The 14,639-nt window shown below is 40.7% G+C and carries 15 protein-coding genes; 3 read left to right on the top strand and 12 right to left on the bottom strand.

All coding sequences use genetic code 11. From position 1 onward, the window contains the following. Nucleotides 1-1,530 (bottom strand): DUF3336 domain-containing protein, encoded by a 1,530-nt coding sequence (locus K1T76_RS04755; protein ID WP_230244368.1) that lies wholly within the window; start codon nt 1,528-1,530, stop codon nt 1-3. Between the two features lie 183 nt (nt 1,531-1,713). On the opposite strand from K1T76_RS04755, the gene K1T76_RS04750 reads away from it, so the two are divergent. Continuing rightward, nucleotides 1,714-2,586 carry an ATP-binding protein gene (locus tag K1T76_RS04750; RefSeq protein ID WP_070155984.1) on the top strand — a complete coding sequence of 291 codons (873 nt, stop codon included), beginning with the start codon at nt 1,714-1,716 and terminating at the stop codon, nt 2,584-2,586. 71 nt (nt 2,587-2,657) lie between these two features. On the opposite strand, the gene K1T76_RS04745 is transcribed toward K1T76_RS04750, so the two are convergent. Then, entirely contained in the window at nt 2,658-3,089 is a 432-nt protein-coding gene (locus tag K1T76_RS04745) for a GFA family protein (RefSeq protein WP_230244366.1), read from the bottom strand. 134 nt (nt 3,090-3,223) lie between these two features. Continuing rightward, the gene (gene tsaD / locus K1T76_RS04740) at nt 3,224-4,240 is read right to left on the bottom strand and encodes a tRNA (adenosine(37)-N6)-threonylcarbamoyltransferase complex transferase subunit TsaD (protein ID WP_230244364.1); all 1,017 of its coding nucleotides are present in this window, start codon (nt 4,238-4,240) and stop codon (nt 3,224-3,226) included. A gap of 146 nt (nt 4,241-4,386) precedes the next feature. On the opposite strand from tsaD, the gene rpsU reads away from it, so the two are divergent. Continuing rightward, nucleotides 4,387-4,602 (top strand): 30S ribosomal protein S21, encoded by a 216-nt coding sequence (gene rpsU, locus K1T76_RS04735; protein WP_001136722.1) that lies wholly within the window; start codon nt 4,387-4,389, stop codon nt 4,600-4,602. 31 nt (nt 4,603-4,633) lie between these two features. Next, complete coding sequence (locus K1T76_RS04730) at nt 4,634-5,080, top strand: GatB/YqeY domain-containing protein (RefSeq protein WP_104851814.1); 447 nt, start codon at nt 4,634-4,636, stop codon at nt 5,078-5,080. Between the two features lie 151 nt (nt 5,081-5,231). Here K1T76_RS04730 and K1T76_RS04725 read toward each other — a convergent pair whose 3' ends face one another. The 9 genes from K1T76_RS04725 to K1T76_RS04685 all read right to left on the bottom strand — a co-directional run bounded on the left by K1T76_RS04725 (nt 5,232) and on the right by K1T76_RS04685 (nt 14,622). After that, the gene (locus K1T76_RS04725) at nt 5,232-5,594 is read right to left on the bottom strand and encodes a hypothetical protein (RefSeq protein WP_230244362.1); all 363 of its coding nucleotides are present in this window, start codon (nt 5,592-5,594) and stop codon (nt 5,232-5,234) included. Between the two features lie 72 nt (nt 5,595-5,666). Then, a complete protein-coding gene (locus tag K1T76_RS04720) occupies nt 5,667-6,035 on the bottom strand; it encodes a GFA family protein (protein ID WP_230244360.1) in 369 nt (122 codons plus the stop codon). Between the two features lie 48 nt (nt 6,036-6,083). Beyond that, nucleotides 6,084-7,520, bottom strand: coding sequence for a M48 family metalloprotease (locus K1T76_RS04715; RefSeq protein WP_435653745.1), 1,437 nt, complete (start codon nt 7,518-7,520; stop codon nt 6,084-6,086). Nucleotides 7,521-7,625: 105 nt separating this feature from the next. Beyond that, the gene (locus K1T76_RS04710) at nt 7,626-8,600 is read right to left on the bottom strand and encodes a 2-hydroxyacid dehydrogenase (RefSeq protein ID WP_070155997.1); all 975 of its coding nucleotides are present in this window, start codon (nt 8,598-8,600) and stop codon (nt 7,626-7,628) included. 78 nt (nt 8,601-8,678) lie between these two features. Beyond that, on the bottom strand, nt 8,679-9,314 hold the full coding sequence (locus tag K1T76_RS04705) for a hypothetical protein (RefSeq protein WP_230244358.1): 636 nt from the start codon (nt 9,312-9,314) through the stop codon (nt 8,679-8,681). A 171-nt stretch (nt 9,315-9,485) separates the two neighbouring features. Further along, entirely contained in the window at nt 9,486-11,375 is a 1,890-nt protein-coding gene (locus K1T76_RS04700; RefSeq protein WP_230245620.1) for a M48 family metallopeptidase, read from the bottom strand. Between the two features lie 96 nt (nt 11,376-11,471). Then, entirely contained in the window at nt 11,472-13,010 is a 1,539-nt protein-coding gene (gene purF, locus K1T76_RS04695) for an amidophosphoribosyltransferase (protein WP_230244349.1), read from the bottom strand. A 25-nt stretch (nt 13,011-13,035) separates the two neighbouring features. Continuing rightward, nucleotides 13,036-13,617, bottom strand: a complete 582-nt coding sequence (locus K1T76_RS04690) for a CvpA family protein (RefSeq protein WP_230244347.1) — start codon at nt 13,615-13,617, stop codon at nt 13,036-13,038. 3 nt (nt 13,618-13,620) lie between these two features. Next, entirely contained in the window at nt 13,621-14,622 is a 1,002-nt protein-coding gene (locus K1T76_RS04685; protein ID WP_230244345.1) for a quinone-dependent dihydroorotate dehydrogenase, read from the bottom strand. Nucleotides 14,623-14,639: the final 17 nt, after the last annotated feature.

Here is a 14,639-nt window from a genome sequence, read left to right as displayed (position 1 = left end):
TTAAACAACACTTACGCTAGGGCGAATTTCTGCTGCGACTTCATTAGATACTGCTCTTTGAGGTGCAGTTAGTAACTCTAAGCAATGTTGCAAAGTTTTACCAACACGTGCATGCGTTTCAATTGATGAAATTTTGGGCCAAGTCGCGCGTTCGCCCTCACGCTGCAAAATTTTAAACAATTGTGGTTTCGGGTTTTGCAGCATATATGTGTAATGGCGCAGGTTGTAGCTTCCTACAATATTCACATCACCATAATAGCGCTGATCGACAATGCCATAACCATGATCTAGCAAACGACGCACTGGCGGTACAGCACCTGCACGCTCACGTACAAAATCCATTACCCCACGGCTAATCACTTTGCCCTGACGACGAATAATCCGTTCTGGCCAACTCAGCATATCTTTGCGATAACGCTTAATATCATCCTGCATAAACGGCACTACATGTGGATTGACCTGACTGGCAATAGTGTAATTAATATTATATAAACGTGCCATTTTTTCCTGCGGGAAATCGCTACGCACACTGCCATCCACCCAGCGGGTTTTACCCATATACGGAGTGTGTTCACCATCATAGCGCTTGTTAGTTAAACGTACTGGTGGGAATAAAATTGGCACAGCACACGAGGCCAACACCGCACTCCAAACCAACAAATCTGGCGCAGTAAAGCTATTCATAATGCGTGAGTCTTGCGATGCATCATAAGGCGCAACCGCCACATTAATATGTAAACCTGATTTTTGAAAAGCTTCTTGAAATGTTGTATCGCCTAAGTTCTTGATGAGGAATTTTTTTAAATAATGCACATCGGCAATTCCCCCATTGCCTTTAATAATTTCCCGCATTTGTCTAAATTGAAATGCTTCGTGGAAAAATGACTCCCCCCCCAATATATGTTGTACTTCTTCAGGTTTTGAAATGCCTAACATTGCAGTCATTATTGCGCCTGCACTCGAACCCGATAGCACTTTAGGCATTAAATCTTGTTCAAACAATGCCTTACAAACACCTGTGTGAAATAAACCTAGCGTTGCACCACCAGAGAACATCAATGCAGGTTGTCCGTATGCCGTTTGGCATTGCTGAAAAAAATCTATTTTTTCTGATTTGGTGAAAGCCTGACATTCATCTGAAGCGACAAAAGCCAAACTTTTGCTGACCTCATCAACATAATCTTCAATAATTTTTTTTGTACCCACATAAGTTGCAGTGAACAACATTGGATGGGCAATATTGGCGATGTCAAAAGTTAAACCTTCACGCAATATATAAATTAAATCGCGACTGCGGTCGGTAGTGCGGTAGCGGCGTAATAAATTTAAACGATGCGAAATAATTTCCGCGTCAAAATATGGTGAACTGTTGTCATATTTCCATTCTTGTGCACCAGTTTCTTCATCTATACGAATGGCAATACTTTTCCATTCTTCATAAGATTCGGCATTTTGTATTTGGCGCTTGAGCTTTTTTATGCGATAGGCTTGATGCGGATTAACATCTTCGGTAAAACCTTTAAATAACATAGCCTTCCTCAATCCTTTAGTTTATTCGCAGCACTACGCTTGCCTATGCCTACTATACACAACAATATCTAAAAATTTGTCGTACGCGTCAATGACTCAACACACTTTGATTGTCAACTCTAGGTCAATTGCGCTAGTCTTAAAGTGTAGCAATATGATCTGAATTTTTTAAGCTGAATTATCATGGCAAACCTAGATTTACCCGACAACATTTTATTATCACTTTCGCATGTACTCCAACAACTACAGCAAAGTTTACCTGCTTTAAAACAAGAAACCGACTTTTCTGCTATTGCATTCAAATGGCAAGATCAACAATTGATGGCGATTCAACAACCAAGAAAAATAGATTTAGATGATTTAAAAGGGATCGAAAAGCAAAAAGAAAAAGTCATTCAAAACACATTGCAGTTTTTAAATGGCTTACCTGCAAATGATGTGTTACTTACAGGTTCTCGCGGTACGGGCAAATCATCTATTGTACGAGCCTTGCTGACTGAGTATGCCAATCAAGGATTACGTTTAATTGAAATTGAACGTGATGATTTGTCTGAATTACCAGAAATTCAAAAAATCATTCAGCATCGCCCTGAGAAATTTATTGTCTATTGCGATGATTTAGCTTTTAACGCAGAAGATGAAAATTATCGTACTTTAAAAAGTGTTTTAGATGGTTCATTACAATCAGGTTCCAGTAATTTTATTATCTATGCGACCAGTAACAGACGTCATCTGCTGCCTGAATTTATGCACGAAAACACACCTGTCACTCGTGTAGATGTACCACAATATACTGAATTGCATCCCCAAGAAGCGATTGAGGAAAAAATTTCATTGTCTGATCGCTTTGGTCTGTGGCTATCGTTTTATCCAATGGATCAAAATCTATATTTAGAAATTGTGGAGCATTATCTACAAAAGGCGGAGATGGAACTCACCGCTGAAGCGCGTGCCGAAGCTTTACGCTGGTGTCAGGCGCGTGGGCAGCGTTCTGGTCGTGCCGCTTATCAATTCTCGAAGCACTGGATTGGGTCTGCGCAGTTAAAATCTTTGTAAAATGTTTCAATTCATTCAATGCCCAATAAACTTAATTGGGCATTTTCTTATTAAATGGCATATCTAAAATATCAACTATCCGACTGAAAATGTGATGCTAATACCGTCCACTCTGGTAATTCAGCATAATGCTGATCTGCAACGATTGTGGGTATCCAAGCAGTTTTCGACTGAAGACAAAAATTTAATCGCCGCTCTGGTTGAAGATTATTTTCCAGTAGACCTAAAGGAATCCACATATAATCCGTTTTTCCCACTTGATTAGGTACAGGGGATCCACATTGAGTACAAAAAGATGAGGTAAAGCCACTGTCCTTCTTATAAGTATGGACAGTATTCTTAGCGGATTCCCAGTTAAAATTTTGCTGAAGAACTAAGGTTGCAGCATTTGCACCAGTACCACTCTGCTTTCGGCACAAACTGCAATGACAATGATAAATTGTATGAATTTTCTGTTGAATGGAAAAATTAACCTGTCCACATAAACAACGTCCCGTATACATCTTTTATTCTCACAACTTATTTTTAATTCGTAGTTTGGCATAGAGTTTAAATAAAGCCGAACACCTTCAACAAGATTTATCATGTTGATACAAATGAAAAAAGAGGCTTTTACACCTCTTTTCATCAACCCGCTTTATGCTTCGTTTGGATTACTTAATTCCGTCATCGGCCAACGTGGTGTAGTCGTTACAGATAAACCATCTTGTTGCCCTGCTTTTAAACGCTGATAACCCGCAAAAGCAATCATTGCACCATTGTCGGTACATAATGCAGGTTCTGCATAATAAACTGCTGCACGAATTTTAGCTAAATCCGCTTCTAAACGCTCACGTAAACGAGTATTTGCGCTCACACCACCAGCGATCACCAAGCGTTTTAAACCCGTTTGTTTTAAAGCTTTTACCGATTTTTTCACCAAAGTATCAACAATCGCTTCTTGGAAACTTGCCGCAATGTCTGCATCACGGTTTGCATCACCCAACTTTTTCATTTGTACTGAAACCGCAGTTTTTAAACCACTAAATGAAAATTCTAAGCCTTGGTGCAACATTGGACGTGGAAATTCAAAGGTTGTGGCATCGCCTTGTTCGGCTAATTTGGCAATATTTGGCCCACCCGGGTACGGTAAACCCATCATTTTAGCAACCTTGTCAAAAGCCTCGCCCGCAGCATCATCAATCGACTCACCTAACAATTCATATTGGCCAATGCCATAAGCTGCCATGAGCTGTGTATGTCCACCCGAAACCAATAAAGCGACAAACGGAAATTCTGGTGGTGTCGCAGACAACAATGGTGCAAGCATGTGCCCTTCCATGTGATGCACCCCAATTGCGGGTTTATTTAAGGCAAAAGCTAAAGTTCGCCCAAATAATGCACCTGTCATGAGTGCGCCCATTAGCCCCGGTCCACGTGTATACGCCACGGCATCAATTTCAGATTTTTTGACTTGACTCTGCTCAAGCAATTGATTGATTAAAGGAATAAGTTTACGCACATGGTCGCGTGATGCCAATTCAGGTACCACACCACCATATTCTGCATGCAATTTAATTTGGCTATACAGTACTTGCCCACGCAAACCTAACTCGCTGTCATACAGCGCAAGTCCTGTTTCATCACAAGATGTTTCTAAGCCTAAAACGATCATAAAATTGCCTATAACCTGTATCAATTCTATTGCGAAACCTATTATAGACTTGTGATATGAGATGTAAATGAGTAAAATACTGACCTTCACTTGTGATCGTGGGCAATTTCGCCCAGATCTTATCCATAACTTAATGAGGATTCTTCATGCCACAAGTTAAATTGAAAGAAGGCGAACCAGTAGACGTAGCTATCCGTCGTTTCAAACGTTCTTGCGAAAAAGCAGGTGTTTTAGCTGACGTACGTAAGCGTGAATTCTACGAAAAACCAACTCAAGAACGTAAGCGCAAAAAAGCGGCTGCTGTTAAACGCTACCAAAAGAAATTGGCGCGTGAATCAGTACGTACTACTCGCCTTTACTAATTAATTTGTGATTGCCTGTCTGGATTAAATGATGACGACTTTAAAAAACCAAATCACTGACGTTTTAAAAGCGACTATGCGCGCTAAAGAAATGGATAAGTTAACGGTAATTCGTAGTCTACAGGCAGCAATTAAGCAAATCGAAGTCGATGAGCGCAAAGAGCTTGACGATGCTCAGGTTCTTGCGGTCATTGAAAAGCAAATTAAACAACGTAAAGAATCGGTTAAAGCCTTTGAAGGCGCTGGCCGAGAAGATTTAGCTAGTAAGGAACAAGCCGAAATTGAGGTGTTATCTCAGTTTCTACCAGAAGCTATGACTGAGGAAGAACTTGATTCCATGATTGCGCAAACCATTCAAGCGCAACAAGCTACTAGCATGAAAGATATGGGTAAGGTGATGAACTCTCTGCGTCCGCTCATAGCCGGGCGCGCCGATCCTGCACAAGTATCTGCAAAAATTAAAGCTAAATTAAGCTAATTAGCTCATCCCAAATTTGTGTTTATCCAAATATCCATTTAAAAGTCAGATTAAACCTGTTTAATCTATCTTTCGCTAATACTATTCAGTAAAATGCTAAACAAGGATGAGATAACTATTACTCACCCTTAGACACTTTTGCTTTAACTTTTTACTTTAAATCGCAGTTCACTTGATACTTTTTCAGCAATTGCATTTCTTTAGATGTACTGACCTGCTGAATCACATCCTGTTTATTAATATTTTGATAACGACGATCCAAATAGGCACGGTTTTCATCAGCTGCCTGATATAAACGATCGACATAACGACTAACAATGCCGCAAAACTGCTGCTGTTGCTGCGAATTAAAACCCTGCTGTTGTGGGTTTAAACCCCGTAAAAACTGTCGAATATCTTGTTTATATTGCGTATTAATTTCTTCGACAGCCAACACATACTGCTCTGCGCTCGCAGCATAAACATTTGGCAAGCTCATCCCCAAAATAAGGCATAAATAAATATATTTTTTCATTTTCAATACAGGGTAATTTCAACTCAATTTCGAGTTCTATTTTAGCATTGTATATTCAGTGAATGACTATTCTCACGACTCAATTACCAAAAAGTTCGGTTTGTATTGCGCAAAAGCTTGCTCACATGGTTCGGGAACTTTGCCTTGTATCACAGTTCCTAAACGCAAACGAATAATATCGGGTAAATCTAGCCGATAAGAATAAATCGGGCTGCCACATTCCTGACAAAATACTCGTGCTTTATTGGGACTATGAAAATATTCTTTTAGATATTTCAAGCCACGCACCACTTCAAAATGTTCACGTGCAACTGGACTATTCCATCCCATAATACCACCTTGCGCACGGCGGCAATGCTGGCAAAAACATAATATTGTTTTTTCAATTTCGGCATGGTAACGGTAATACACCGCACCACATAAACATTGTCCCTCAATCATTCTTAAACTCCTTTTCTTTATTGTTATGCCACCGTTTATACGCCCGACTTATATTTTTAACTGTCGCTCTCTTTGCATTTCAGTCACACGGTTTTTTATATTTGCCGACATCGCCTGATTATCTTTGGCTAAGCGCTGGGCGTGCAGTAATGATTTAATCGCCTCTTCTTCCCAACCTGACCAATACTGCACTTCTGCACGATACCGTAACACATTTACCGTGCGTAATGCAGAACTTCGGTCTGCATTTGCCGCTTGCTGCATTAAATTCCAGGCCGATAAATCACGCGGATTTTTTTTCAAGAAATCCTTCAAAATACTTTCTGCCTGTGCGGTTTGATTTTGACGAATCAAAACCTCTGCCCATTTATAATTCAGTGCACGATTTTCAGGCATAATTCGCGCAGGTGAGCTAATTGTTTTGAGCGCCAAATCAATTTTATTTTGTCCTAAATAAATGTCAGTTTGAATAAGTGTAAATAAATTATGTAAACGATTGTGATTTTTAGCCTGATCTATGGTTTGCTGCGCCAAAACAAAATCGCCTTGCTGGCTATAAAAATAAGCCAAAGCCAACTGTGCAGCAAAATGGTTACGGGTTGCAAATGCTTTGAGCTGTTGTTCTGTCGCCTGCTGAGAAACCACCAAGCTATATAACTTTAAAATTTCAAAGTCTTCATCACGCAGCGAGGTTGGCACAGGTGGTAATTGATTGGCACGTAAACGCGCCTCACTCATCCGCTCTGAGGTTAAGGGATGGGTAAACCAAAAGTCTGGTAAGAAGCTGACTCGGCTGGTGGTACGATGCATCACCTCAAAAAAGTCTGCCATGCTCTGTGGGTTATAGCCTGCGCTATACATATATTGCATGCCTATACGGTCCGCTTCACGTTCCTGATTACGGCTATAGGTCAATTGCTGATCCATTAAAGCGGCTTGAGAACCTATCATCACTGCTGCGCCTGCATCACCATCTGCTTGTGAGGCAACCAATGCTCCAACCACAACTCCAGCCAGTGCCAACAAGCCCTGTCCTTTAAATACCTCTTGAGATCGGCTGTAATGACGTTGCGATACATGGGCAATTTCATGCGCCATTACACCAGCAACTTCATCCATATTACGGGCAGAATTAATGAGCCCTGTATTTAACGCAAATAAACCGCCTGGCACGGCAAAGGCATTAATTTGTGGATCATTGATAATGAGTAGCCCAATAGGCTGCCCCAGTTGAGTTTGGCTGAGTAAATGCGAAAACGTATTGATTAATTGATCTTCTAGCCACGGGTTTTGTGTGACAGGCATTTTACGCTGCACTTCCCGATAGACTTTTTCACCAATACTGCGTTCTTTTTGCTGATCAATTAAACCCACACCACTGCCAATTTCAGGCACATTAAATTGTGCTGTGGTGGTTAAATTGGCACTTTGGGTAGTCGCAATACTGGCAAAACTCAAACCGCAGATCAGTAATACACGTTTCAATGGATGATCTCAAATACATATCTTGCATAATGATTGACTATAACATTGAAAAATGAACGCATTTGCAATGATGTGTTATCAATTTTTATCCAGTCACTTGTAACTTTAGGGCGTATAGCAAGCAGGATTAACCACATATTGTGGACGACGTCCTTCCAGCGCATCAACCAAATTTTTATAAGCTAAATTTGCCATTTTTTTACGAGTTGCTGTAGTTGCAGAACCAATATGCGGCAAAGTGACGACATTGTCTAACTCAAATAATGGTGATTCTTGCAGGGGTTCTTTGTCATAGACATCCAAAGCTGCGGCAAAAATTTTGCCTGCTTGCAAGGTCTGGATTAGTGCCTGTTCATCAATGACCGAACCACGCGAAATATTGACCAAAATTGCATGTGACTGCATTAAATCCAGTTCACGCTGACCAATTAAGGCTTTAGAATCCACATTTAAATCGACTACCAGCACCACAAAATCAGACTGTTGTAGCAATTCATCCAGACTCAAATATTCCGCATTAAATGCTTGCGCCACTTCCATTTTTTCACGACGATTATGGTACACCACGTTCATATTAAAACCATGAAATGCACGACGCGCGATAGCAGCACCAATATGCCCTAAACCTACAATACCAATAGTTTTACCATAAATGTTCTGTCCAAACTGCGCTGCGCCAACAGTACTTTTCCATTGTCCTTGTTTAGTCCACCGATCTAAATATGGCACTTGTCGTGCTGCACTCATCAATAAGGTAAAGGCTAAATCGGCTGTAGTTTCAGTCAAGACATGCGGTGTATGGCAGAGGCTAATCTTTTGTTGGGTTAAATAATCTACATCATAGTTGTCATAACCGACACTAACACTCGAAATCACTTTGAGTTTGTTTGCAGTATGCAAGTTGCTTTGATTAAGCAAACGCCCTGCACCAATCATGCCATCGGCATCTTGCACATGCTCAAGCAACTGTTGATTCACATCACCCAATTTAGGGCTGACCTGCACCACCTGATAATCTTGCTCTAGCTTACTTAAAATTTCTGCATCAATTTGACTAAACACCACCACTTTTTTACGCATGATTATCCCTTTTCCGTGTATATAATTGCTTAAATAGGTAAATTTTTGAATATCAGAATCGACTTAGGCTTTGAGCTGTCACGATGTGGCTTGGATCGCATCCCACAGGCTTTTTTTCAACAGTGGCTGATCTAGCATTTCTTGCAAACTGGCTAAATGCAAACACTGTTCAGATTTAAAATGCGGTAAATGACCTAAAATCAGCATGTTTTTATCTGCGCTTAAAACATCAACAAAACCTTGTACATAATTTTCTACCCCCATGCCGTCTTGTAATACTTCTAAGGCAAAAGGCCATTGTAATACATGATATTCAGCCTGCAGCGCATGCTGAATATTACGCCACAATTGTTGCTGATTCTGACTCAATGCAGTGCTTTCTACCAAAACAACACAATGCGGTAACTGTAAAGCTTCAATGCTAAAAGCTTCGACCTGCAGTATGACACGCGCTTCAGGAATATCATCTGGCGCAACCACTTCCACTGCTGTATGTTGAGGAGATGGTTCTTGCGCAGGCTTTTCGAGAATAGTTGACTGTTGTTGTTTTGATTGCTGATTGACTGTAGCTAGAACAATAATTTCACTGTGTAATTCAGGGGCAGCTAAATCGCGCCAAAGCGATGATTGTGGCAAAGTTTGAGCCACAGCCGTTCTAGAAACCCAAATATCGATCCCCAAACTGGCTAAAATCTCACGCTGATGCCCCATCATGTTTATCATCACCTAGCTAATTTTTCGCTGCACATTTTCATCACAGAAGAATATACAAGATAGCACCTATTCTACCTAGAAAGGCTGCACAATGCTGTGCTTTCTTTCACCCAATCTGACCTATTCGTATTTTTCTCAAAATCTGCTTTAAACACACCTAATCAATCAGTGTCACACAATCATCAAACTGTTTTGTTTTTGCATTTGCTCGACAATTTCTTCGGTTTTAAAACCTAAACGCCAATAGAGCAACTCCAAAACATCCAATTCATCTTGGGTGATAATACGGTCATTCCACAAACAAATTTCAGCAATGCCTAACACCATCAGTCGATCACGCAGCAGCAAACCTGCCATATCATTTAAAATTTCTGATAAATCGATGGGTTCATCTGAGATTTCTTCATAAGCAATCAATTCATCTGCAGTTAAAATACGCTCTAAAATACGTTCTCGTACATCTAACTGATTGACGCTATTAATCTGCTGCACATGCAATAAAGCATCAATTAAACGTACAATTTGCGGTTTCACTTCATGTAATGCTGCAGGCGTATGTAAGGGCAGCAAATTTAATTCAAACTTAATTCGCTCTAGCAGCAAAGCATCTAATAAACCAATCTCACCATCTTCCTGAATGATTTTTGCCAGTTTGGTTAAAAACTGCCGCGCGATACTCAGCGGCATACCGCTAATATTTTTACATGCATCATGGAAAATAGAGATATGTACTCGCCCATCCAAATTTAATAATGCATCTACAATTGCACGGCTTACTTCTGCTTCAGCAGGAATAAATTCACGATATTGGCGAATCATCAAAATGGCGACAATCACTTCACGCGAACCCGTTGCCGTTTGTAAGGCACGCTGAATCAAATCTGGACGCGGCATGTTATTGCGAATTTCAGGCTTGAGAGGCTTCATTGCATCATTAATTGCAAAGCTAATTGGTGATAAGCGCAGCAAAGGTAAAGGTTGTGGAGAGCTCCACGGTGCATAATATTCCGCATTCATTTCTTCTAGTGAGCGAAATAGGCTAAATAAAGGTTGATTGCGTAAACGCTTCAGATTTTCCAACTGCAAATCTTGTACTAAAGTTGGATCAAGTTCAAAAATACGTGCTTCGATACTTGGATGAATATTCATCCAACTTTGCGGGCTGAGCGAATTGGCAAAACACATATGCGAGATAGATTCAGAATATTCACTATGAATTTGCGAACCCGCATGATGCACATAAATTCGCAGCAAAGTTTGAATATTGGCATTGTTTTGAATCAAGCGTTTGGTTTTTAAATCATTTTTAAAAGTACGTCCGCTTAAGCTAATGTATTTAATGAAGCGAGTAATCAACACTCCCAAACTACCCAATAACCAAATGCCACCACCCACAGCAACAAAAAAAGTTGCCAGTTTATGTGGCGGTGCATCACGATGCTGTCCAAAGCCAAGTTTGGCGATGCTACTGCCCCACTTACTCAACGTGGTTAGACTACTGTAGAGGATTTTAAGCTTAGTATTATCAATGGTTTCACCGCTCAAAATATGGTTAAACTCATGGCTAAGTAGTCCATATAGCTCTTGTTCATCCAAGTTTTGTAAAGCACCCCAAGTCAAAATAATCACAATATCTTTATGACTAAAACCTGCAGTTAAGGCATTTACCCCAATTTCATCGGGCAATACATATACGGTGGGTGCTTGAATTTGAAAAGTATCTGCCAATTGTTCGCTCAGTTTAAGTGCAGTACTTTCTTCTGGGGTACTTTCAAACTGGGTTAAACGACGTGCACCCAATTGTTTTGCCAAGGAGTGACCGCCTGAACGAAAAACATAAAATTCCAAAATGACGGATACCGTCATAATCAGCACTAAAACTGTAATCCAGTATGGGCTTAGACTGTGCCAATAGATGGACTGGCTTGAATCCACATAATAAACCAACAGACCCAAAACTATGTTTAAGATAAACAGGGTCAAAGCGACTGCAACCAAACATAAAATTGCAGACCAAATCATATTTTTGTTTTTAATCAAGTAACTACTCACAGACCTCAATGTAAACATCCTGAATTACATTGTATTTGAGCCACCATCATAAATGAAAAAAGCGGGAATTTCCCGCTTTTCTCAATGAGCTGATCAGAAAAAGAATTAACTCTCTTTCACACCAGTTAAGTCTACTGACGCAGCATCAATATTGACATCAATATAACCATCTTTGCCTTTTTTAGCGAAGTCGTTACGCTTTTGTTCAAGATCATTCAGGTAAGCTTCATCAATTCCGCCAGCCACATACACACCATCAAATACTGAACAATCAAATTCAGTCAAATGCGGTACTTTATGGGTACGAACGGCTTGTTTTAAGTCTTCTAAATCTTGGAAAATTAGACGGTCTGCACCAATAATTTCACGAATTTCTTCGACATTACGATTAGACGCAATTAACTCATCTTTGGCTGGCATATCAATACCATACACATTTGGATATTTCACCATTGGCGCCGCCGAAGCAAAGAATACTTTTTTCGCACCTGCATCACGTGCCATTTGGATGATTTCGTTACAAGTCGTACCACGGACAATCGAGTCATCCACCAACAGTACATTTTTACCTTTAAACTCAAGCTCAACAGGGTTCAGTTTTTGGCGCACTGATTTTTTTCGCAATTGCTGACCTGGCATAATAAAGGTACGTCCGATATAGCGGTTTTTCATAAAACCTTCACGGAATTTAACCCCTAAAATATTTGCCAACTCTAAAGCCGAGGTACGGGATGTATCAGGAATGGGAATCACTACATCAATATCGTGCTGCTCGCCCCATTCTTTGGAAATTTTATGCGCCAGTTTTTCACCCATTTTTAAACGGGCTTTATACACAGAAATGCCATCAATGGTCGCATCTGGACGGGCAAAGTACACATATTCAAAAATACATGGACGATATTGAGGTTTAGCGGCACATTGCTGGATAAATAACTCACCAGCATCATTTATAAAAATTGCTTCACCCGGTGCGATATCACGCTCAACTTTAAAGCCCAGTGCAGTAATTGCCACAGATTCTGATGCAATAATATATTCCATACCCTGTTCAGTTTCACGTGAACCATAAATCAACGGGCGAATACCATTCGGGTCACGGAAGCCAACCAAGCCCTGACCTGTAATCATTGCAACGACACCATAGGCGCCCTTACAGCGCTCATGCACACGGCTGATCACATGAAAAATATCCTCAGGTGTCGGGTTTAATTTGCCAAGTTTTTGCAATTCATGTGCAAATACGTTCAATAACACTTCAGAATCAGAATCGGTGTTCATGTGACGTAAATCTGTTTTAAACAGATCTTCGTGAATTTCTTCGGCATTGGTCAAATTCCCATTGTGTGCCAAAGTAATCCCGTACGGCGAGTTCACATAAAATGGCTGTGCTTCGGCACTGCTTGAGGAACCAGCAGTTGGATAACGCACGTGCCCGATACCATAATTACCTTGCAATGCACGCATGTGACGCGTATGGAATACATCACGCACCATACCATTATCTTTACGCAAGAATAAACGCCCATTGTGGCAAGTTACGATCCCAGCTGCATCCTGTCCACGATGTTGTAACATCGTTAATGCATCAAACAACATTTGGTTGACAGGTAATTTACCAGCTATACCAACAACTCCACACATAGCAACCTCGCAGACCAGCTAGGGATTAATAAAAAGGATTATTCGTTGAGCCATCTGCACTAGAGCGATTTTCTTTTGCGTCAGATGAGATGTCGGAAGATGGCATGGCATCTTTCGACTTGATGTGCTGTAAAGCCCCATTGGCGGCGTCTTTAGATAGTTCGGTTGCCCACGGTGCATATGGCAACAAAATTTGCACAAATTTAGACTGTTTCCAATAAGGCGAGCTTTCTACCCAAGGAGCAATTCCTTGCATAGCAATAAGGACAATGAGCAAGCCTTTCAATGTACCAAATGCACCGCCTGCCAAACGATTTAATGGGCCAAGCTTCAAGCTCTTTAACACACCATTTAAAACAGCGGTAACAATCCAGGTCAGTACCACAATGACCAAGACAATAAATGCAAAGGCTGCAATTTTTTGTACCACAGGATCGCTGCTGAGAGCTGTCATCGAAGGTGCTAGGACAACTGCATATTTTGCCGCAACAATCAGGGCAAAAATCCATCCTACCAAGTTCGCAAAGGCTTTAATAAATCCTTGTCGCAAACCGTTCAACCCTCCAATCAGCAAGAGAATCAGAATAACGATATCAATGGTATTCATAAGTTACAAGGCGTTTACACAATCTTGAACCAGCTCAGGACCTGCATAGATTAAACCACTATACACCTGAACCAAGCTTGCACCTGCATTTTTTTTGGCAACAGCTTGTTCGCCCGATAAAATGCCACCTACACCAATTAAAGGAATTTCACCTTTCAGTGCTGCTGAAAATGCTGCCAAGCATGCGGTACTTTTCTCAAACACAGGCGCACCCGACAAACCACCTGCTTCATCGCCATGCGGCAAATTCTCCACGCCTTCACGAGACAAAGTGGTATTGGTCACAATCAGACCATCAATTTTGAATTGCAACAATTGTTTAGCAATAAACTGAATATCTTCTGGGTCTAAATCTGGAGCAACTTTTAATACCAACGGCACATAATGTTGATGTTCTTCTGCCAACTCCAACTGACGCCGTTTGAGGGTTTGCAATAATTCAGTCAGCGCATCACCACTTTGTAAACTACGCAAGTTTTTGGTATTCGGTGATGAAATATTTACAGTAATATAAGAGGCATAATTATAGACTTTTTCTAGACAAATCAGATAATCATCTACTGCATTTTCAACTGGTGTATCGGCATTTTTGCCAATATTAATCCCCAAAATGCCTTTAAATTTTGCCGCTTTGACGTTTTCAATCAGCTGATCGACCCCATCATTATTAAAACCCATACGATTAATAATGGCTTTGGCCTGTGGAATACGGAATAAACGTGGATGCGGATTGCCCGCTTGAGGACGTGGCGTAATGGTGCCAATTTCAATAAACCCAAAGCCCAAACCAGCTAAGGCATCAATATACGCACCATTTTTGTCTAGACCCGCTGCCAAACCTACTGGATTAGGGAATTCAATTCCCATACAAGTCAGAGGTTTCGCTACAGTCTTTTGACGCATCAAGCCCATTTTATGGCTCGATTTCAACAGTGATAGTGTCAGCTCATGTGCACGCTCTGGTGCTAAAGAAAATAACAGCGGGCGGGCTAGAGAATACAACATATCTGCAAAAGTCTACT

The organism is Acinetobacter sp. PW68 (assembly GCF_020982655.1).
In the GTDB taxonomy this organism is placed as follows: domain Bacteria; phylum Pseudomonadota; class Gammaproteobacteria; order Pseudomonadales; family Moraxellaceae; genus Acinetobacter; species Acinetobacter towneri_A.
The sequence above is the reverse complement of the archived record's forward strand: the minus strand, read 5'-3'. Positions and strand labels throughout refer to the sequence as shown.

Excerpts from the sequence above, each read along its gene's own strand:
- K1T76_RS04710 (WP_070155997.1), bottom strand. The coding sequence starts at position 8,600 with ATGCGTAAAAAAGTGGTGGTGTTTAGTCAAATTGATGCAGAAATTTTA.
- rpsU (WP_001136722.1), top strand. The coding sequence starts at position 4,387 with ATGCCACAAGTTAAATTGAAAGAAGGCGAACCAGTAGACGTAGCTATC.
- K1T76_RS04725 (WP_230244362.1), bottom strand. The coding sequence starts at position 5,594 with ATGAAAAAATATATTTATTTATGCCTTATTTTGGGGATGAGCTTGCCA.
- K1T76_RS04750 (WP_070155984.1), top strand. The coding sequence starts at position 1,714 with ATGGCAAACCTAGATTTACCCGACAACATTTTATTATCACTTTCGCAT.
- K1T76_RS04730 (WP_104851814.1), top strand. The coding sequence starts at position 4,634 with ATGACGACTTTAAAAAACCAAATCACTGACGTTTTAAAAGCGACTATG.
- K1T76_RS04690 (WP_230244347.1), bottom strand. The coding sequence starts at position 13,617 with ATGAATACCATTGATATCGTTATTCTGATTCTCTTGCTGATTGGAGGG.
- tsaD (WP_230244364.1), bottom strand. The coding sequence starts at position 4,240 with ATGATCGTTTTAGGCTTAGAAACATCTTGTGATGAAACAGGACTTGCG.
- K1T76_RS04720 (WP_230244360.1), bottom strand. The coding sequence starts at position 6,035 with ATGATTGAGGGACAATGTTTATGTGGTGCGGTGTATTACCGTTACCAT.
- purF (WP_230244349.1), bottom strand. The coding sequence starts at position 13,010 with ATGTGTGGAGTTGTTGGTATAGCTGGTAAATTACCTGTCAACCAAATG.
- K1T76_RS04705 (WP_230244358.1), bottom strand. The coding sequence starts at position 9,314 with ATGATGGGGCATCAGCGTGAGATTTTAGCCAGTTTGGGGATCGATATT.
- K1T76_RS04755 (WP_230244368.1), bottom strand. The coding sequence starts at position 1,530 with ATGTTATTTAAAGGTTTTACCGAAGATGTTAATCCGCATCAAGCCTAT.
- K1T76_RS04685 (WP_230244345.1), bottom strand. The coding sequence starts at position 14,622 with ATGTTGTATTCTCTAGCCCGCCCGCTGTTATTTTCTTTAGCACCAGAG.
- K1T76_RS04745 (WP_230244366.1), bottom strand. The coding sequence starts at position 3,089 with ATGTATACGGGACGTTGTTTATGTGGACAGGTTAATTTTTCCATTCAA.